This window comes from Streptomyces sp. NPDC007025 (genome assembly GCF_042869455.1).
Taxonomy (GTDB): domain Bacteria; phylum Actinomycetota; class Actinomycetes; order Streptomycetales; family Streptomycetaceae; genus Streptomyces.
In genome coordinates this window covers 366,214-384,689 of sequence record NZ_JBIAFT010000006.1, presented here as the reverse complement: position 1 = coordinate 384,689, position 18,476 = coordinate 366,214, and the positions used below count along the sequence as shown (strand labels likewise).

Below are 18,476 nucleotides of genomic sequence, written 5' to 3'. Positions count from 1 at the left end.
CCTGCGGCTACCGGACCCGGCCCGAGCCGGACGGAGAGCCATGACCAGAGCCGGCCTCCCGCGGCGCGGGGGTGCCGGGTGCCTTCGGTGCGCCGTGCGGGGCACCCAGGGCGACCACCTCCCGCGGGTCGAAGACGACCCCCACCTCGGCGCCCTCCCACGGCGCGTCCCGCAGCGTGCAGGCCGCCTCCAGGGGCGGTCCCGCATCCGGACGCAGCAGCACGGTGACCGTGGAGGCGTCCCCGCCGCGGAACGTACGCGCCTCCACCGTGCAGCGCAGCCCCTCCCCAGGCTCCCGCAGCAGCACACCGCCGGGGCGCACCAGCACCTGGCCGCCGCCGCGCGGGGTGCCGTCCGGCACGGGCAGCTCCCCCCAGACGGTGTCCGCGATCCCGCCGTCGACGGTGGCCGGGGTGATGTTGTCGAATCCCAGGAAGCGGGCGACGAACTCGGAGGCGGGGCGCTGCCAGACCTCCAGCGGGGTGCCCGCCTGGGCGATGCGGCCGCGCTCCATCACCACGACCCGGTCGGCGAGCGCGAACGCCTCCCCGTGGTCGTGGGTGACGGCGAGCACCGTCGTACCCAGCCTGCGGAACAGGCCGCGCAGCTCGACGACCAGCCGCTCGCGCAGTCCGCGGTCGAGCTGGCCCAGCGGCTCGTCCAGCATCAGCAGCCTCGGCTCCGGGGCCAGCGCGCGGGCCAGCGCGACACGCTGCTGCTCGCCGCCGGACAGCGCGGTCACCGCCCGCCGCCCCGCGCCCGGCAGCCCCACCAGGTCCAACAGCCCGGCGACCCGGCGGTCGGCCTCGGCCCGCCTCATGCCGTGCATGCGCGGTCCGAAGCCGACGTTTCCGGCGACGTCGCGCTGCGGGAAGAGCTGGTGGTCCTGGAACATCAGGCCGACGCCCCGCCGGTGCGGCGGCACGCCGGTCTGGTCCTGCCCCGAGAGGAGCACCCGGCCGCTGCGGACCTCCTGCAGCCCCGCGACGACGCGCAGCAGGGTGGACTTGCCGCTGCCGCTGGGCCCCAGGACGCAGACCGTCTCGTGCGCGGCCACCTCCAGGTCGACCGCGTCCAGCGCGGTCCGCTCGCCGAAGCTCACGGTCACTCCGTCCAGCCGCAGCATCTACAACTCCCTCCGGCCGTCGGTTCGCACCCGCTCCAGCGCGAGCAGTACCCCCGCGCAGACGAGCATGAGAAGCGTGCTCAGGGCCATGGCCTGCCCGTAGTGTGCCTCCCCGGCCCGCCCCAGCATCCGGGCCACCGCGACCGGCAGGGTGGGCGCGTCAGGCCGGGCGATGAACACGGTCGCGCCGAACTCGCCCAGCGAGACGGTGAAGGCGAACCCGGCGGCCACCAGCAGCGCGCGGCGCACCAGCGGGAAGTCGACCTCCCGCCAGGCCCGCAGCGGGGAGGCGCCCAGCACGGCCGCGGTCTCGCGCAGCCGCACGTCCACGGCACGCAGCACCGGCAGCATGGTGCGGATGACGAAGGGCACGCCGACCAGCGCCTGGGCCAGCGGCACCAGGATCCAGCTCGACCGCAGATCCAGCGGCGGCTCGTCCAGCGCGACGAGGAAGCCGAAACCGACGGTGACGGCGGAGGTGCCCAGCGGGAGCATCAGCAGCGCGTCGAATCCCCGCACCAGCCGACCGGCCCGGCGAGTGAGGGCGGCGGCGGCCAGCCCGCCCACCACCAGCGCGATGGCTGTCGCCACGGCGGCGTAGGTCAGTGAGTTGCCGATGGCCTCGACGGGCGCGACGACGAAGGTCGCGCTGTCGGAGCGGGCGCCCAGCGCACGGAAGAAGGCGAGGCCGTATCCGTCGGGCCCGTCGAGTGCCCGCTGGACCAGCACGAGCAGCGGTACGACCGTCAGCACGAGCATCACCCCCAGCACGGCGCCCACCGTCGTCCACTGGCCGGGTCCTGCCGGACGGCGGGCGGTGTGCTCCGCGGGTACCAGGCTGAGCGCGCTCTCCCGCTTGCGCAGTGCCCAGGCGTGCACGGCCAGCAGCGCGGCGACGGCGGCGAGTTGGGTGAGCGTCAGCACGGCGGCGGTCGGCAGGTCCAGCAGGGTGGCGGTCTGCCGGTAGATCTCGACCTCCAGCGTGGCGTACCGCGGCCCTCCCAGGACCTGGATGACGCCGAAGCTGGTGAAGGTGAACAGAAAGACGATCAGTGCGGCGGCCGCCACGGACGGCGCCAGCGCGGGCAGGGTGACCCGCCGCCAGGCGGTGAACCGGCCGGCGCCCAGGACGCGTGCGGCCTCCTCCTGGCGCGGGTCGAGCTGCGACCACAGGCTGCCGACGGTGCGCACGACAACCGCGTAGTTGAAGAAGACGTGCGCCAGCAGGATCGCCCACACGCTGGTGTCCAGCCGTACCCCGAACCAGACGTCCAGCGCTCCCCCGCGCCCGGCCAGCGCGAGGAAGGCGGAGCCGACGACCACTGTCGGCAGCACGAACGGCACCGTCACCACGGCGCGCAGCATCCGCTTGCCGGGAAAGTCGAACCGTGCGAACACGTAGGCGCCGGGAAGGGCGAGCGCGAGAGTGAGCGCGGTGGAGGCCGCGGCCTGCCACAGCGTGAACCAGAGCACCTGGAGGATGTCGGGATCGCCGAGCACCTGGGCGATCCGGCCGGACTGCCAGCTGCCTCCCTCGTGCAGCCCCCGGAAGACGATCGCGGTCACCGGGTAGCCGAAGAAGAGCGCGAAGAACGCCGCCGGGACGGCCATCAGCGCGAGCCGCACGCCCGTGCCGCCGCCGCGGCGGTTCGCGGCGGCGGACGGTCGCGCGGTGGGGCCGTCCGGGGCGCCGGGAGGCACCGGCCCCTCCGGAGAGTCCGGGAGAGCCCGGGCCACGGCGTCGCGGGCGGCTACTTCACGGCGAGCGACGTCCACGTCTTGATCCACTGCTCACGGTGTTCCGCGATCTTCCGCGGGGCGACTGTGGCGGGGTCGTCCACGGTCTCGCCGTACTTGGTGAACAACTCCGGCAGCCGGGCGTCCTCGCGGACCGGGTTGACGAACATCTTCAGCGGCAGGTCCTCCTGGAACCGCTTGCTGAGCAGGAAGTCCAGCAGCGCCTGTCCGCCCTCGGTGTTCTTCGCGCCGCGGAGCAGCCCGGCGTACTCGGTCTGCCGGAAGCAGGTTCCCTTGGCCACGCCGGTCGGCGCCTGCTCGGGCGGGTTCTTCTCACCCATGACCTCGGCGGGCGGGCTGGAGGCGTAGGAGACGACCAGCGGCTTGTCGCCCTTGCCCTTGCCCTGGCGGGAGCCGCTGAAGCGGTCGTTGTAGGCCTGCTCCCAGCTCCCGGCGACCTCGGCCCCGTTGGCACGCAGCTTCTTCCAGTAGTCCTGCCAGCCGTCCTCGCCGAACTCGGCGACGCTCGCCAGCAGGAACGCCAGACCGGGAGAGGAGTTGGCGGCGTCCTCGGTCACCAGCAGGTCCTTGTAGCGGGGCTTCGCCAGGTCCTGCAGAGTACGCGGCGGGTCGATCTTCTTGTCGGCGAACCACCGGCGGTCGTAGTTGACGCACACGTCGCCCGTGTCCACCGGGGTGACCCGGTGCTTCTCCGGATCCGCCTGCAGCCGCTCGGGCACCTTCGAGAGGCCCTCGGCCTCGTAGGGGGCGAAGACGTCCTTGTCCAGCGGGCGGGAGAGGAGCGTGTTGTCGACTCCGAAGAAGACGTCGCCCTGCGGGTTGCCCTTGTTGAGCACCGCCTGGTTCACGGCGGCACCCGCGTCGCCGCCGCGCAGCACCTCGACCTTGTAGCCGCTGCGCTTCTCGAAATCCTTCAGCACGGGCTTCGAGACGGCGAACGAGTCGTGGGTGACGAGAGTGACCGTCTTGGAGTCCGCGCTGTCGTCCGAGCCGCCGCATGCCGTGGCCAGAACTGCGAGGGTGAGGACAGCGGTGGTTGCGGCGGCAGCCCGCCGTGCGTGCTTCTTCATCAGTGCATCGACTTCCTACCCGGCATGACCCGGGCGAGGTTCGAGGGTCTGCGGCACGTACGGGGCGTACGGCCGCACTCTCAGCGCTGTGAGCGCTCCCCTGTCGGCTGTTCGGTTGTGCGGGCCGCACCGGGCGACCCGTTCGAACACTACCAGTCAGGCGTCAGCGTTCGGTTGCCGCGAGCTGGCCGCACGCACCGTCGATCTCCTGACCCCGGGTGTCCCGTACGGTCACGGGTACACCGTGCGACTCCAGCGTCCGCACGAACGCGGCCTCGTCCTCGGGCCGCGAGGCGGTCCACTTGGAGCCGGGCGTCGGGTTGAGCGGGATGAGATTGACGTGCACCCGCTTGCCCTTGAGCAGCCGGCCCAGCAGATCGGCACGCCACGCCTGGTCGTTGATGTCCTTGATCAACGCGTACTCGATGGAGACCCGGCGCCCGGACCTGGCCGCGTACTCCCAGGCGGCGTCGAGCACCTCGCGTACCTTCCACCGGGTGTTGACCGGCACCAGAGTGTCCCGCAGTTCGTCGTCGGGCGCGTGCAGCGAGAGCGCCAGCCGGCATGTGAAACCCTCGTCGGCGAATCGCAGCATCGCGGGCACGAGCCCGACCGTGGAGACGGTGATACCCCGCTGGGACAGTCCGAGGCCGTCCGGCTCGGGGTCGGTCAGCCGCCGGATGGCGCCGACCACCCGCTTGTAGTTGGCCAGCGGCTCGCCCATCCCCATGAAGACGATGTTCGACAGCCGCGCCGGCCCGCCGGGCACCTCGCCGTCCCGCAGGGCCCGCATCCCGTCGACGATCTGGTGGACGATCTCCGCGGTGCTCAGATTCCGGTCCAGACCGGCCTGGCCCGTGGCGCAGAACGGGCAGTTCATCCCGCAGCCCGCCTGCGAGCTGATGCACATGGTGACCCGGTCCGGGTACCGCATCAGGACGGACTCCACGAGCGTCCCGTCGTGCAGCCGCCACAGCGTCTTGCGTGTGGCGTCGTCGTCGCAGCTGATGTGCCGCACCACACTCATCAGGTCGGGCAGCAGCCCGGACGCCAGCTTCTCGCGGGCAGCGGCCGGGATGTCGGTCCACTGCTGCGGGTCGTGGGCCAGCCGCGCGAAGTAGTGCTGCGAGAGCTGCTTGGCACGGAAGGGCTTCTCGCCGAGATCCGCGACCGCCGCACGGCGCTCCTCGGGAGCGAGGTCGGCAAGATGGCGGGGCGGCTTCTTGGCGCCGCGCGGGGCGACGAACGTGAGTTCTCCGGGTGCAGGCATAGCCGTACCAGTGTCGCAGATCATTTTGGCGGGCCGCTGATCAGCCGGGCAGGGCGGCAGTCCCCGGTCGTCCGCCCCCGTCGGTCGGCCCCGCCGTGCCCGAGGACCACCCCCGCAGGGTGCGGGGGCGGTGGAGGCCGGGGGCCGGCGAAAGAAGCCGAGGGCCCCGGGGCCCTGCCGCCACGCGGTCCGGATCGGGCGGGGCGGGCTCAGCCCGCGCCGACGAAGACCACCAGCAGCAGCCAGACGACCGGCGCGGTCGGCAGCAGCGAGTCGAGCCGGTCCATGATGCCGCCGTGCCCGGGCAACAGGGTTCCCATGTCCTTGATACCCAGGTCGCGCTTCATCATCGACTCGCCCAGATCGCCCAGGGTGGCGCTGACCGCGACCGCGAGCCCCAGCAGCAGGCCCTGCCACCAGCGCCCGTCGTCGATCAGGAACTGCGTGCACAGGGCGCCCGCCGCCATGGCGAAGGCCACCGCGCCGACCAGTCCCTCCCGGGTCTTCCCGGGGCTGATCCGGGGGGCCAGCTTGTGCCGCCCGAACCGCCAGCCCACCGCGTAGGCGCCGGTGTCGCTGACCACGGTGAGGATCAGGAACGTCAGCACCCGCCAGGGTCCGTCGTCCGCCGCCAGCATCAGGGCGACGAAAGTGGCGAGGAAGGGCACGTAGATGGCGGCGAAGAGGGCCGCAGTCACATCCCGCAGGTAGTCGGCCGCTGACTGCGTCATGCGCCAGGCCAGCACGGCCAGCGCCGTGAGCGCCATGGCGATCCAGGCGCCCTCCGCGCCCCGCAGGTAGCCGGCGACCGTCATGGCCGCACCGCCGAGCGCCAGCGGCACCAGCGGGACCTGGATCTCCTTGCGCTCCCGCAGCCGCGAGGTCAGTTCCCAGAGTCCGACGACGACCGCCAGCACGATGACGCCGAGGAAGGCCGGCTTGTAGAGGAACAGCGCGGCGAGGATGACGACGCCGAGGCCCAGACCGACCCCTATCGCCGCGGGCAGGTCGCGCCCGGCGCGCTTCCTGCCGCCTTCCGCGACTGCGGGTGCTTCGGGCTGCCTGGGGGTGTGCGGCGGTTCCGGCCCGTCCTGGCCGCGCTGCGCGCTGCCGGAGGGACTGGCGGGGTCTGTGGGTCCGGGGCCATCGGGGCCGGGCCGACCGGCACGGCCGTCTCCGGCGTCACCGTGGCTCCCGGGGTCGGGTGCAATGGGCATACGCCGAGTCTGCGACGCGTCACCGCCCACATCGTGCACGGGGACGCTCACGTCGTGGGCGGACACCGGACCATCGCCCGGGCGGGGCATCGCCGCGGGAGCGGCGGACCCCTGCTCGGGAGGGCCCCAGTAGCCCGCATCCGGTTGCGGCGCTCCCCAGGATGAGTCGTTCACAGATAGCAGCCTTCGACCTCGGACCTTGGACGGTGGGCTCAGACTTCGAGCAGCTCGGACTCCTTGTGCTTGAGCAGCTCGTCCACCTGTGCAACGTACTTGGAGGTGGTGTCGTCGAGTTCCTTCTCGCCCCTGCGGCCCTCGTCCTCACCGACCTCGCCGTCCTTGATGGCCTTGTCCATGGCCTCCTTGGCCTTGCGCCGGATGCTCCGGATGGAGATCTTGGCGTCCTCGCCCTTGGTCTTGGCGACCTTGATGTACTCCCGGCGGCGCTCTTCGGTGAGCTCGGGGAATGTCACCCGGATGATATGGCCGTCGTTCGACGGGTTGACGCCCAGGTCCGAGTCGCGGATGGCCTGTTCGATGTTGCGCAGCGAGCTCTTGTCGAACGGGGTGACCACCGCCATCCGGGGCTCCGGTACGGAGAACGACGCGAGCTGGTTGATCGGCGTCATCGTGCCGTAGTACTCGGCCACGATCTTGTTGAACATCGCCGGGTGCGCACGGCCGGTGCGGATAGCGGCGAAGTCCTCCTTGGCGACGACGACCGCCTTCTCCATCTTTTCCTCGGCTTCGAGGAGGGTCTCTTCGATCACCACGTGCTCCTGGTTCGATGAATGAGCCTGACTGCTTCATCCGGGGCTGTGAGCTGACGGCCGCCCCGCGGGCCGCCCCGGCCCCCGCGATGCTCTGCTGCCTGCACGGTGTCCGACCGGCAGGCTGTTGTCCATCCCCGTACCGGGCCGTTCCGGCGCGACGGTGTTGCCGTCGGCACCTCCCGGCCGGCGGCCGGTCGCCCGGCCGGACCCGCGGATCCGCCGGCGGGGCCGGTGCCGGGCCCGGGGTCGGAGCCGGTCAGGGCCGGGTGCCCTGGTTGCTGACCAGGGTGCCGATCTTCTCACCCTTGACGGCGCGGCCGATATTGCCTTCGGCCAGCAGCTCGAAGACGAGGATCGGCAGCTTGTTGTCCCTGCAGAGCGTGATCGCGGTCATGTCGGCGACCTTGAGATCACGGGTGATGACCTCGCCGTACTCGAGCGCGTCGAACTTCACCGCCGCGGGGTTGCGCGCCGGGTCGGAATCGTAGACGCCGTCCACGCCGTTCTTGCCCATGAGCATCACCTCGGCGTTGATCTCCAGAGCACGCTGGGCCGCCGTGGTGTCGGTGGAGAAGTAGGGCATCCCCATACCGGCGCCGAAGATGACGACGCGGCCCTTCTCCAGGTGCCGGATGGCGCGGAGCGGGATGTAGGGCTCGGCGACCTGCCCCATCGTGATGGCGGTCTGCACCCGCGAGTCGATGCCCTCCTTCTCCAGGAAGTCCTGGAGTGCCAGGCAGTTCATCACGGTGCCGAGCATGCCCATGTAGTCCGAGCGCGCGCGGTCCATGCCGCGCTGCTGGAGCTCGGCGCCCCGGAAGAAATTGCCGCCGCCGATGACGACGGCCATCTCAGCCCCGTCCTGGACCACCGAGGCGATCTCCCGGGCCATCTTGTGCACGACGTCGGGATCGACACCGAGTCCGCCGCCACCGGCGAACGCCTCGCCGGAGAGCTTCAGCAGGAAGCGCCGTCGGCCGTCGCCGTCGTTGTCGGTGTCATTGCTGCTCATGGAGATCTCCTCGTGCACATACGAAAGAGGCCATTGCCGTCGGATCCTCGCGGTTCCCTCTGCGGCAATGGCCTCCTCGTCACAACTGCCCTGTGCCCGACCTTATCGGGCCCGTGCCGGCTCCGTGCGCGCTACCCGGTGTGCCCCACCCCCGAGCGAGTAGAACCGGCCTGCGGGGTGCGTCGGGAACGGGTCCTCAGGCGCCGACGCGGAAGCGGGCGAAGCGCTTCAGCGAGACACCGGCCTCTTCCAGGACCTTCTGCACGGACTTCTTGTTGTCCTTGGCGAAGGGCTGGTCCAGGAGGGTGTTCTCCTTGAAGAAGCCGTTGACGCGGCCTTCGATGATCTTCGGCAGGGCGGCCTCGGGCTTGCCCTCCTCGCGGGCGGTCTCCTCGGCGATGCGGCGCTCGTTGGCGACCGTCTCCTCCGGGATGTCCTCGCGGGTCAGGTAGGCCGGGGCGAAGGCGGCGATGTGCTGCGCGACGTCCTTGGCGATCTCCTCGTTCGCGGCGTCCAGCTCGACCAGCACGCCGACCTGCGGGGGCAGGTCCGGGCTGGTGCGGTGCAGGTAGGAGCCGACGAAGGCGCCGGAGAACTGCGCGAAGCGGTCCAGCACGATCTTCTCGCCGAGGCCGGCGTTGGCCTCGTCGACGTACGCCTGGACGGTCTTGCCGGACTCGATCTCGGAGGCGAGCAGCGCGTCGATGTCGGCCGGGGAGGTGGCCTCGATGTGCGCGGCGATGGCCTCGGCGGCGGCGAGGAACTTGTCCCCCTTGGCGACGAAGTCCGTCTCACACTTCAGCTCGACCAGCACACCGGTGGCGTTGTCGGCGGCGATGCGGGTGATGACCGCGCCGTTCTCGGCCGTGCGGCTCTCGCGCTTGGCCACGCCCTTCTGGCCCTTGACGCGCAGCACCTCGACAGCCTTGTCGACGTTGCCCTCGGCCTCGTCCAGCGCCTTCTTGCAGTCCATCATGCCGGCGCCGGTCAGCTCCCGGAGCTTCTTGACGTCGGCGGCGGTGTAGTTCGCCATGGTCTGTGAATCTCTTCTCGGAAAGTCGGTGAGGTTGGTTCGGAGTCACACGGGACCGGCTCAGCTCACGGCTGGACGGCGGGGGCACCCGGCCCCCGCCGTCCCACCGCGGACCTGCGAGCCCACGTCCTCCACGTGGGCCGTGGGTCAGCCCTGCTGCTCGGCGGGGGCCGCCGCCTGCTCGCCCTCGGCGGCGGTGCCGGCAGCCTCGGCGGCGGGCTGCGCTTCGGCCTCGACCTCGGCCTCGGCCTCGGCGGGCTTCTCGGCCTCGGCGGGCTTCTCGGTGGCCTTCTCGCCCTCGAGGAGGTCGCGCTCCCACTCGGCCAGCGGCTCACCGGCGGCCTTCTCAGCCTTGCCCTCGCCGGAACCGCCGGACGAACGGGCGATGAGCCCCTCGGCCACGGCGTCGGCGATCACGCGGGTCAGCAGGGTGACGGAGCGGATCGCGTCGTCGTTGCCCGGGATCTTGTAGTCGACCTCGTCGGGGTCGCAGTTGGTGTCGAGGATCGCCACCACCGGGATGTTCAGCTTGCGCGCCTCGCCGACGGCGATGTGCTCCTTCTTGGTGTCCACGATCCAGACGGCGCTGGGCACCTTCTGCATCTCGCGGATACCACCGAGGGTCTTCTCCAGCTTGGCCTTCTCGCGGGAGAGGACCAGCAGCTCCTTCTTGGTGAGGCCGGAGGCGGCCACGTCCTCGAAGTCGATCTGCTCCAGCTCCTTGAGGCGCTGCAGCCGCTTGTAGACCGTCGAGAAGTTGGTGAGCATGCCGCCGAGCCAGCGCTGGTTCACGTAGGGCATGCCCACGCGGGTGGCCTGCTCGGCGATGGCCTCCTGGGCCTGCTTCTTGGTGCCGACGAACATGATGGAGCCGCCGTGGGCGACGGTCTCCTTGACGAACTCGTAGGCGCGGTCGATGTAGGACAGCGACTGGAGCAGGTCGATGATGTAGATGCCGTTGCGCTCGGTGAAGATGAAGCGCTTCATCTTCGGGTTCCAGCGGCGGGTCTGGTGCCCGAAGTGGACGCCGCTCTCCAGCAGCTCCCGCATCGTGACGACGGCCATGGCCGTTCTCCTTGGTGTACTCGGTTGTCGTCAGCGGAGGCCGGACGCCTCCGCTTGCCTGACGCCCCCGACGCGCCGCCCGGGGGGTTCCGGTGTGGAGACCGGGACCGTTCCTGGGACCGAGATGCGCGGCCACCGGGTGAGGGTGGCGGGGCGTGCGAAGTCAGCCCGGTCACCCGGGCCGCATCAGCAGTGTACGGGACCGCGGAGGGGCACCGCGCCCGCCGGGGGCGGGAGCCGCACCGCGGGCCCCGGGCACCGGAACTCCGCGGGGGTGCGGGGAGCGGAGTCCGTGCGGAAGCCGAATGCCGCCCGGACCGGGCCCCTCGCACGCTGACGAGCGTGGAACGGCATCGCAGCCGCTCCCGTGCCGCCGGATCCCCTCATCTCCTGTACGGCCCGGATCCCCTCGTCCGGGTGACGGAGCTGTCCACAGCCAGCCGGTTGTCCACAGCTCCGGACCATGATCCCCGCGCGACGGCGAACCGGGCCACCGTTCTCCCATGGAACAGCGTCCCTCCCCGGGCGACCCCTCGCGCCGCGCTCTCCCCACCTCCCGGCCTTCCCGTTCCCGCGCTCCGCGGCAGCGGAGAGCGGCTCGCTCCGCCGCGTGTGCGGCGGAGCGAGCCGTCGTGCTGCTGGGACTGCTGGTCTGGCTGAGCTCCCTTCCCCACGTGGGCACGGCGCCCGCACCCGCCGCGGCCCACCCGGTGGAGCTGTCCGCGGCCGAGGACACCCATGAGCCCACCAGAGTGGGGAGCGCGCCGAGCCACGCCTCCGGGGACGGCGATCCCCCGGGCCGGGAAGCGGATCTCCCGGCGGCCGGGCGGGTCTGGCCGGTCCGGGGAAGAAGCGGGGCCCGGCGGCCGTGGGTGCTGCGCGGCTGGGATCCACCGCCGGAACCATGGGCGGCCGGCCACCGCGGGGTCGACCTCGCCTCCGGTGCCGGGCAGCCGGTACGCGCGGTGGCGACGGGCCGGGTGTCGTTCGCCGGCCGGGTCGCGGGACGGTGGGTGGTGTCCATCCAGCTCAGCGGCTCGGGACGGCCTCCGCTGCGGACGACGTACCAGCCGGTGCGGCCCTCCGTGCGCAAGGGCGAGCGGGTGCGGGCAGGCCAGCGCGTGGGCACGCTCCTGCGCGGCACTCACTGCCCACGCACCTGCCTGCACTGGGGGCTGCTGCGGGGCAAGCACTACCTCGACCCGCTCTCCCTGCTGCCCTCCGCGCTCCTGGGCGGACCCTCCCGGCTGCTGCCGGTCCGCGGGGTGCCGGTGCCGGGCGAGGACAGCACACCGCAGCGGCGGAAGACGGCGGACAGCGGAGCGGGCCGGGTGCCGCAGGCTGCCGCGGCAGGCGGAGGCGGCCCGGCCGCAGGACTCGGCGCCTCGGCTCTCGCATTGGGCGCGCTGTGGGCGCACCGGCGGCTGAACGGCGGCCCCGGGGCCACGCCACGTCCCGCGGGCGGTGGCGGCCGATCGGCCCGCTGCCGGAAGGCGGCACGTCCGGCCGCCGCCGAGGGCCTGTCCGCGGTCAGCCCCGGACGCCGTGCAGCGCCATGGAGACGGCGGCCTCGGCGATCTGCTCCGGGTCCTCGGCCGCTCCGAGCTCGACACGGCGCACCCCCGCGTCCACGACGCCCTGCAGCAGCACGGCGAGGAGACGGGGCTGGGCGTGGCCGAGCTCGCCGAGCGTCTCGACGATCATCGAGATCAGCCCGCCGTGTGCGGCGCGGATCCGCTCGCGCGCCCCCGCGTCCAGTTCGCCCGCGGAGATCGCGACGACGGCACGGTGGCGGCGGTCCCCGACCAGGGCCAACTGCCTGCGGACGTATGCCTCGACCTTGCCCTCGGGCGTCGGTGCGGCTTGCATGGCCGACTCGACCTCGGCTGCCCACACCGGGAAGTCGGCAGCGCACAGCTCTTCGACGACGGCGGCGCGGGAGCGGAAGTACTCGTAGACGGAGGAGCGAGCCAAGCCGGTGCGCTGCGCGAGGGCGGGGAAGGTCAGGGCTTCCGTACCGCCCTCGGACAGCAGTGACCTGGCGGCGTCCAGCAGGGCCGCGCGCTGCATCGTCCGGTGCTCGGCCACGGAGGCCGCTCGAATCCTGGGCACGTCCCCAGCTTACGGAGGGACGGTCGAAAGTTGCACGGGTCCCGCGCGACCGGCTGGTTCAGCGCCCCGCGTCGGCGAGCTTGGCACGGAGTTGCAGAACCGATTTGGTGTGGATCTGGCTGACTCTGCTCTCCGTCACCCCGAGCACCTGGCCGATCTCGGCGAGGGTGAGACCTTCGTAGTAGTAGAGGGTCACCACCGTCTTCTCCCGTTCGGGGAGGGTGTTGATGGCCCGCGCCAGAAGCCGCCGCAGCTCCCGGTCCTCGGCGACCTCGACGGGGTTGTCGGCCGCCGTGTCCTCCAGCGTGTCCACCAGACTCAGCCGGTCGCCGCCGTCGCCTCCGACGTGCAGCAGCTCTTCCAGAGCCACCACGTTGGCCAGGGACAACTGGCTGAAGACGCCGTGCAGTTCCTCCGTCTCGATGCCCATCTCCTCGGCGACTTCCGACTCGGAGGGGCTGCGCCGGAGCCGGGCCTCGAGCGTGGCGTAGGCACGCTCCACGGCGCGGGCCTTCTGCCGCACCGACCGGGGGATCCAGTCCAGCGCCCGCAGTTCGTCGATCATCGCGCCCCGGATGCGGGTGATGGCGTAGGTCTCGAACTTGATGGACCGGGAGGGGTCGAACTTCTCGATGGCGTCGATGAGTCCGAAGACCCCGGAGGACACGAAGTCGGCCTGCTCGACATTGGACGGCAGGCCGACGCTGACCCTGCCCGCGACGTACTTGACCAGTGGCGAATAGTGCAGGATGAGCTGTTCGCGCAGCCCACTGTCCGCTGTGGCCTTGTAGGACCGCCAGAGTTCATCCAGCGAGCTGGGCGCAGTCCTGGGCGTATCGTCGTCGACCACGATGCGCGCGGCTGCGGCGGCCGCTGCGGTGCGGTCGGGCCCGGAGATGTGCTGAGGCATACGTCGCCTTGAGCCGTTCTGCTGGGTAGTGGTGGTCTGTCGGTCCGGAAGCGTGGGTCTGGTTGCGAGATGATGTGAGCGTAGCGTGACCGGAGCATTGCGGTAAGCGACGCCCTGTTTTCCTCCCCGCGCCGGCATGCTCCCTTCCGCGGTTGTCCGGCGGTGCTGGAGACGGGCGCGGCCCGGATTACCGGGCACGGGGCCGGGGTGGCCTGCCCTGCGGGACCCGCACCGCCCCGGCGAGCGCGCACAGCTCACCCTTTCACCCGATAGCCCCAGGTCAAGGACCGCCTCATCACCCGATGGGGTGTCCCTTGCCCAGCGCGGTCAACTGCCAGCATTCACCGGCTCGTTCGACGAAGCCCAGCGCCCGCAGTTCGTGGAGGCGTGCCAGCACCTCACCCGGTGGGACACCCGCGGAACACGCGATCCGGGCGAGCTCGCCCGTTCCCCGGCCGGGGAGCGCCTCCAGGACCCGCGCCGCGCCGGGACTCAACGCGTCCCTCGGCACGGCCGGCGCCCGGCGCTCGGGAGCCAGCTCACCGACCATCCCGACCTGTTCGATCACTTCGTCGGCGTCGGTGACCACGGTGGCCTCGCCGCGCAGGAGTTCGTGGACACCCTGGGACAGCCCGGAGGTGACCGGGCCGGGCACGCCCATCAGTTGCCGTCCCAGTACCAGGGCGCGGCGGGCCGTGACCAGCGCTCCGCTGCGCAGGGCCGCCTCCACCACGACCGTTCCGCGGGTGAGCGCGGCGATCACCCGGTTCCGCAGCACGAATCTGCTGCGGGTGGGGTGGTCCCCGGGCGGCAGCTCCGCGATCAGCAGACCGCGCTCACCCACCGCGCGGATCAACTCCTGGTTGCCCGGCGGGTAGGCGACATCGGCGCCGCAGGCCAGAACCCCCGCGGTAGGTCCCCGGGCGGCAAGAGCCCCGCGATGAGCAGCGGCGTCGACGCCATAGGCGGCACCCGACACCACGGTCCATCCGCGTTCGGCGAGTCCCGCACCGAGCGCGGCGGCGCAGTGCGCGCCGTACTCGGTACACGCGCGGGCGCCGACGACGGCCACCGAGCGCAGCGCCCACAACCGGAGGGAGGGCTCGCCCCTCAGCCACAGCCCGAACGGTGCGGCGTGGCCCAAGTCGTCCAGCTGGCGGGGCCATTCGGAGTCCCCCGGGCAGACGAATCGGCCGCCGCCCGCTGCGATGGCAGCCAGATCCGCGTGCGGCCGCGCCCGGGCGGCCCGCAGCTTCAGCCCCGCCCATCGCCGCTCTCCCGTACCGTCGAGGGCCGGCCCGCTCCCGTTCAGCGCTGTCACGATTGTGCATGCTCCGTGCGCGGCCAGCCATCTTCCGACGAGTTCGTCGCCCGGCTCCGCGATGCGGGTGAGGGCCGCCCGTGCGAGGCGCTCGGACTCCTCGGGCGCCTGCCCCGACCGGGCCGGACCGGGCTGCCCGGTGGCTCCCCGGGAGGCCGTTCCGGCCGCGTGGGGCGTCGCGCGGCAGTCCGGCCCGGCGGGCTGCCCGTCTTCCGGGACGGCCGGTGGCGGGGGCGGGGTGCCACCGGGGCCGGCGCGCTTTGTTCCCGGCTGCGGGTGCTCGGCGGTCATACGGGTACCTCCGCGGTCGGGGAGCCCCGGCAGATGCCGGTCCTCAGCTCCAGGGCGGCGTGCACGTCGTCACGGGTGGGCCGGGGGTGTCCCGCGAGGTCGGCGACGGTCCAGGCGACCCGCAGCACCCGGTCGAGGCCGCGCGCGGTGAGCAGTCCGCGCTCCAGATCGTCCTCGGCGTCGGCGAGCGCTCCGGGCAGCGCTGGATGGCGGGTGCGCAACTCGTGCCCGGGGACCTCGCTGTTGGTCTGCCATGGCGTCTCCGCGTACCGCATCGCGGCGCGCTCCCGCGCTTCCCGGACCCGGGCCGCCACCACGCGGGTGGACTCCGCGCGGCCGTCCACCGCGGCCAACTCGGAGCGGGCCAGCGGCGCCACGGCGACCCGCAGGTCGACGCGGTCCAGCAGTGGCCCGGAGAGCCGTGCCCGGTAGCGACGTACCGCGGAGGGCCTGCACTCGCATCCGCCGCCGGTGCTGCCGTGCCGCCCGCAGGGACACGGGTTGGCGGCCAGCGCCAGCAGGAAGCGGGCCGGCATCCGCATCATCCCGGCGGCCCGGGCCACTACGACGTGCCCCGACTCCAGCGGCTGCCGCAGAGCATCCAGGACCTGTGACCCGCATTCAGCTGCTTCGTCCAGAAAAAGTACTCCATTGTGGGCGAGGGAGACCGCGCCGGGACGGGGCAGGCCGGAGCCGCCGCCGACGAGCGCGGCCATGGTCGCCGAGTGGTGCGGGGCGCAGTAGGGCGGTCTGGCGACCAGCGGTTGGCCACCGGGCAGGGCGCCCGCGACCGAGTGCACGGCGGTGACCTCGAGCGACTCCTTTCTGCTGAGCGGAGGCAGCAGGCCGGGCAGCCGCTCTGCCAGCATCGTCTTCCCGGCGCCGGGCGGGCCCTTGAAGTAGAGGTGGTGCCGGCCTGCGGCGGAGATCTCCAGGGCTCGCCGGGCACGGTGCTGCCCCGCCACGTCGGCGAGGTCCACGGGTCGCTCTTCGCCGAGCAGGCCGGTGAGTCCCGGGGCCGAGGGGAGTCCGGTGAGCCCGGCGCGGGCGGCGCCGGGCGGTCCTCCGTCGGTGCCGTCCGGTTCCTCGGGGACCGGCTCGTCGGCCAGCACGGCGATGAGTCGGCGCAGGCTGCGCACCCCGAGCACGGAGACGTCGGGGACCAGCGCGGCCTCCGCCGCGTTCTGCTCGGCCACGACCACCTGCCGGTACCCCGCGTCGGCGGCGGCGAGCACGGCGGGGAGGACTCCGCGGACCGGCAGCACCCGGCCGTCGAGACCCAGTTCCCCGATCATCACGACCTCGGCGGTCTGGCGCGGGTCGAGGCGTTCAGCCGCGGCGAGGACGGCGCAGGCGACGGCGATGTCGAAGCCGCTGCCGCCCTTGGGTACCGAGGCGGGGCTGAGGCCGACGGTGAGCTTCTTCTGCGGCCAGGGCACCCCGGAGTTCACCACCGCGGCCCGGACCCGGTCCCGGCTCTCGGTGAGGCTCTTGTCTGGGAGTCCCACCAGGGTGAAGGCCGCGACGCCCGGTTCCAGATCGGCCTGGACCTCGACCAGCACACCCTCGACCCCCACGAGCGCGACCGCGCAGGTACGGGCGAAGGCCATCAGCCGATCCCCCGGATGTGCTCCACCACGGGCGCGCCCCGGCCGGGGAGGACGATGCCGACGAGGTCGAGGCGCACTCCGCCGGTGGGCGGGCGCCCGTAGCGCGCGATCCAGCGCTCGGTGAGCCAGCGGCCCGCCAGCCGCCGCAGCCGGGCCGTCCGCACCGGTGGCAGGCTGCCCATGGGAGTCTGGAACGGGACGGCCCTGCGGGTCTTGACCTCGCAGATCACGACGGCGTCGGCATCCCGCGCGACGATGTCGATCTCGCCCTCGGCGCAGCGCCAGTTGCGTTCCAGGACCGCCATGCCCGCTTCGCGCAACCGGCGCGCCGCCAGGTCCTCTCCGTACCGGCCCAGGGCGCCCCGCGCGCAGGCAGCCCTCCGCTGGGCGTCACGCCGCACGGGATCCGGGCCTCCCCGCGCGCTCGGACCGCCCGGACGGTCCCCGGCCGTCCGCCGGGTACGGGAATGCGCGGTGTCAGCTCCGCTGTGTGTCTCGCCGGTGTTCATCACGGCACCACCTCCGGACACCGACTGTGACGGCTGCTGAGGCAGTTCGGGGATCTTGCTCGTTCTCTGTGGAGAACCTGGCGATTGTGGATATCTCCGTCACCTGCTCGAGTGAGTCTTCAGCAGGGCCTTCAGCTGAGTCCTCAGCAGAGCGTCCCCGTGGCACCGAACCCGGTGCCACGGGGACGTCATGGAACGCCAAGACGCGTCGCCGGGCCGCTGTGCTGCGGGGGCACGCGGCGGTTCAGCTCTTGAAGCCGGAGTCCTCCGGAAGATCGAGTTCGCTCTTGTTGAGCTCCTCGATGTTCACGTCCTTGAACGTCAGGACGCGTACCTGCTTGACGAACCGGGCCGGTCTGTACATGTCCCAGACCCAGGCATCCGCCATCGACACCTCGAAGAAGACCTCACCCTGCACCGAGTGAACCTGCATCTCGTAGTCGTTGGTGAGGTAGAAGCGCCGGTCGGTTTCGATCACGTATTTGAACAGTCCGACGACGTCTCTGTACTCCCTGTAGAGCTTGAGCTCCATCTCGGTCTCGTACTTCTCGAGGTCCTCGGCGCTCATGGCATGTTCCCCTTCAGCCGTGCGTCCCCCTATTGTGCGTCACCCCGCGCGGCGTCGGGCCGAAGTCGCGCGACGCCGCGCGAGCGGTCCGTACGCCGCCCCGCCCAGCACCAGGACGGCCCCCACGAGCACGGCGGTCAGCGCCAGCGGGAGCGGCCCGCGATCGGAGGTTCCGCCGGGCATGTCGGCGAAGCCGCTCGGCTCCGGAAGCATTCCGGCCGCGCTGCTGGGCCAGGCTATGGCAGCGACCCGGGCCTGGACGGCGGAACGCGGCACGGCACCGTGGTCGGCGTCCTCCAGATGCACCCGGGAGTCGAGGGAGGCCTGCCGGTTGTCCCCCAGCAGGAAGAGCTTCCCCGCGGGCACCCGGGTGGCTTCGAAGGCCCGCTGCGAGTCGTCACCCCGGGCATGGAGGTACGGCTCGTCGACGGGCCGGCCGTCGACAGTGAGCCGGCCCTCCCGGTCGCAGCACGCGACTTTGTCCCCGCCGACGCCCACGACCCGCTTGACCATGGGCACGGTGCCCCATACCGAGTCCTGGAAGACGACGACGTCGCCCCGCCGCACCTCGTCGCCGTCCACCCGCTCGGCCAGCACCCGGGCGCCGGCCTGCACCGTGGGGTCCATGGAGTCGGTGGGCACCGTGTAGGGCTTGTAGAGCACGGCGCCCCAGACGAAGCCGCCGAGGAAGAGCACACACCCGAGGGCCACAGCCACTCCGGAGATTCGGTCACCCAGGCGGCGGCGGCCCTCGTCGGTACGTTCTGCCTTGCTCACTTCCGTACTCCCCGGCTCTTGCGCAACGGACCCGACAGCCTGCGTCGGCGCAGA

General features: G+C 72.2%; 16 protein-coding genes, 1 pseudogene and 1 riboswitch. Of the genes and pseudogenes, 1 reads left to right on the top strand and 16 read right to left on the bottom strand.

Features of this window, described 5'->3' with window-relative positions; all coding sequences use genetic code 11:
• Positions 1 to 7: 7 nt before the first annotated feature.
• From ACFYMO_RS14645 to rpsB, 9 genes are all read right to left on the bottom strand, one after another.
• A complete protein-coding gene (locus ACFYMO_RS14645) occupies positions 8 to 1,126 on the bottom strand; it encodes an ABC transporter ATP-binding protein (protein ID WP_388546501.1) in 1,119 nt (372 codons plus the stop codon).
• Positions 1,127 to 2,737 (bottom strand): ABC transporter permease, encoded by a 1,611-nt coding sequence (locus tag ACFYMO_RS14640; RefSeq protein WP_388546599.1) that lies wholly within the window; start codon positions 2,735 to 2,737, stop codon positions 1,127 to 1,129.
• A 140-nt stretch (positions 2,738 to 2,877) separates the two neighbouring features.
• Positions 2,878 to 3,954 (bottom strand): thiamine ABC transporter substrate-binding protein, encoded by a 1,077-nt coding sequence (locus ACFYMO_RS14635; protein ID WP_366774893.1) that lies wholly within the window; start codon positions 3,952 to 3,954, stop codon positions 2,878 to 2,880.
• Positions 3,950 to 4,066, bottom strand: a riboswitch (TPP riboswitch). It overlaps the preceding gene by 5 nt.
• Before the next feature lie 51 nt (positions 4,067 to 4,117).
• The gene (rlmN, locus tag ACFYMO_RS14630; RefSeq protein WP_366774894.1) at positions 4,118 to 5,224 is read right to left on the bottom strand and encodes a 23S rRNA (adenine(2503)-C(2))-methyltransferase RlmN; all 1,107 of its coding nucleotides are present in this window, start codon (positions 5,222 to 5,224) and stop codon (positions 4,118 to 4,120) included.
• A 209-nt stretch (positions 5,225 to 5,433) separates the two neighbouring features.
• Entirely contained in the window at positions 5,434 to 6,615 is a 1,182-nt protein-coding gene (locus ACFYMO_RS14625) for a phosphatidate cytidylyltransferase (RefSeq protein WP_388546497.1), read from the bottom strand.
• Positions 6,616 to 6,653: 38 nt separating this feature from the next.
• Positions 6,654 to 7,211, bottom strand: a complete 558-nt coding sequence (frr, locus tag ACFYMO_RS14620; RefSeq protein ID WP_366770176.1) for a ribosome recycling factor — start codon at positions 7,209 to 7,211, stop codon at positions 6,654 to 6,656.
• A 259-nt stretch (positions 7,212 to 7,470) separates the two neighbouring features.
• Entirely contained in the window at positions 7,471 to 8,226 is a 756-nt protein-coding gene (pyrH, locus tag ACFYMO_RS14615; protein ID WP_366770177.1) for a UMP kinase, read from the bottom strand.
• A gap of 196 nt (positions 8,227 to 8,422) precedes the next feature.
• Positions 8,423 to 9,259, bottom strand: coding sequence for a translation elongation factor Ts (tsf, locus tag ACFYMO_RS14610; RefSeq protein WP_366770178.1), 837 nt, complete (start codon positions 9,257 to 9,259; stop codon positions 8,423 to 8,425).
• 147 nt (positions 9,260 to 9,406) lie between these two features.
• The gene (rpsB, locus tag ACFYMO_RS14605) at positions 9,407 to 10,324 is read right to left on the bottom strand and encodes a 30S ribosomal protein S2 (protein ID WP_366770179.1); all 918 of its coding nucleotides are present in this window, start codon (positions 10,322 to 10,324) and stop codon (positions 9,407 to 9,409) included.
• A gap of 503 nt (positions 10,325 to 10,827) precedes the next feature.
• Here rpsB and ACFYMO_RS14600 point away from each other — a divergent pair.
• Positions 10,828 to 11,469, top strand: a pseudogene (locus ACFYMO_RS14600) (peptidoglycan DD-metalloendopeptidase family protein); the annotation flags it as partial.
• A 385-nt stretch (positions 11,470 to 11,854) separates the two neighbouring features.
• Here the strand turns inward: ACFYMO_RS14600 and ACFYMO_RS14595 are convergent.
• The 7 genes from ACFYMO_RS14595 to lepB all read right to left on the bottom strand — a co-directional run bounded on the left by ACFYMO_RS14595 (position 11,855) and on the right by lepB (position 18,422).
• Positions 11,855 to 12,394 (bottom strand): helix-turn-helix domain-containing protein, encoded by a 540-nt coding sequence (locus tag ACFYMO_RS14595; protein WP_366770316.1) that lies wholly within the window; start codon positions 12,392 to 12,394, stop codon positions 11,855 to 11,857.
• A 100-nt stretch (positions 12,395 to 12,494) separates the two neighbouring features.
• On the bottom strand, positions 12,495 to 13,346 hold the full coding sequence (gene whiG, locus ACFYMO_RS14590; RefSeq protein ID WP_388546493.1) for an RNA polymerase sigma factor WhiG: 852 nt from the start codon (positions 13,344 to 13,346) through the stop codon (positions 12,495 to 12,497).
• A gap of 295 nt (positions 13,347 to 13,641) precedes the next feature.
• Positions 13,642 to 14,958 carry a DNA-processing protein DprA gene (gene dprA, locus ACFYMO_RS14585; RefSeq protein WP_366770181.1) on the bottom strand — a complete coding sequence of 439 codons (1,317 nt, stop codon included), beginning with the start codon at positions 14,956 to 14,958 and terminating at the stop codon, positions 13,642 to 13,644.
• Entirely contained in the window at positions 14,955 to 16,568 is a 1,614-nt protein-coding gene (locus ACFYMO_RS14580; protein ID WP_366770182.1) for a YifB family Mg chelatase-like AAA ATPase, read from the bottom strand. Before ACFYMO_RS14580 ends, dprA begins: the two co-directional genes overlap by 4 nt.
• Positions 16,568 to 16,969 (bottom strand): YraN family protein, encoded by a 402-nt coding sequence (locus tag ACFYMO_RS14575; protein WP_366770184.1) that lies wholly within the window; start codon positions 16,967 to 16,969, stop codon positions 16,568 to 16,570. The genes ACFYMO_RS14580 and ACFYMO_RS14575 overlap by 1 nt, the downstream gene beginning before the upstream one ends.
• Positions 16,970 to 17,321: 352 nt before the next feature.
• Complete coding sequence (locus ACFYMO_RS14570; protein WP_019355837.1) at positions 17,322 to 17,645, bottom strand: DUF2469 domain-containing protein; 324 nt, start codon at positions 17,643 to 17,645, stop codon at positions 17,322 to 17,324.
• A gap of 39 nt (positions 17,646 to 17,684) precedes the next feature.
• Complete coding sequence (gene lepB, locus ACFYMO_RS14565; protein ID WP_366770185.1) at positions 17,685 to 18,422, bottom strand: signal peptidase I; 738 nt, start codon at positions 18,420 to 18,422, stop codon at positions 17,685 to 17,687.
• Between the last annotated feature and the right edge of the window lie 54 nt (positions 18,423 to 18,476).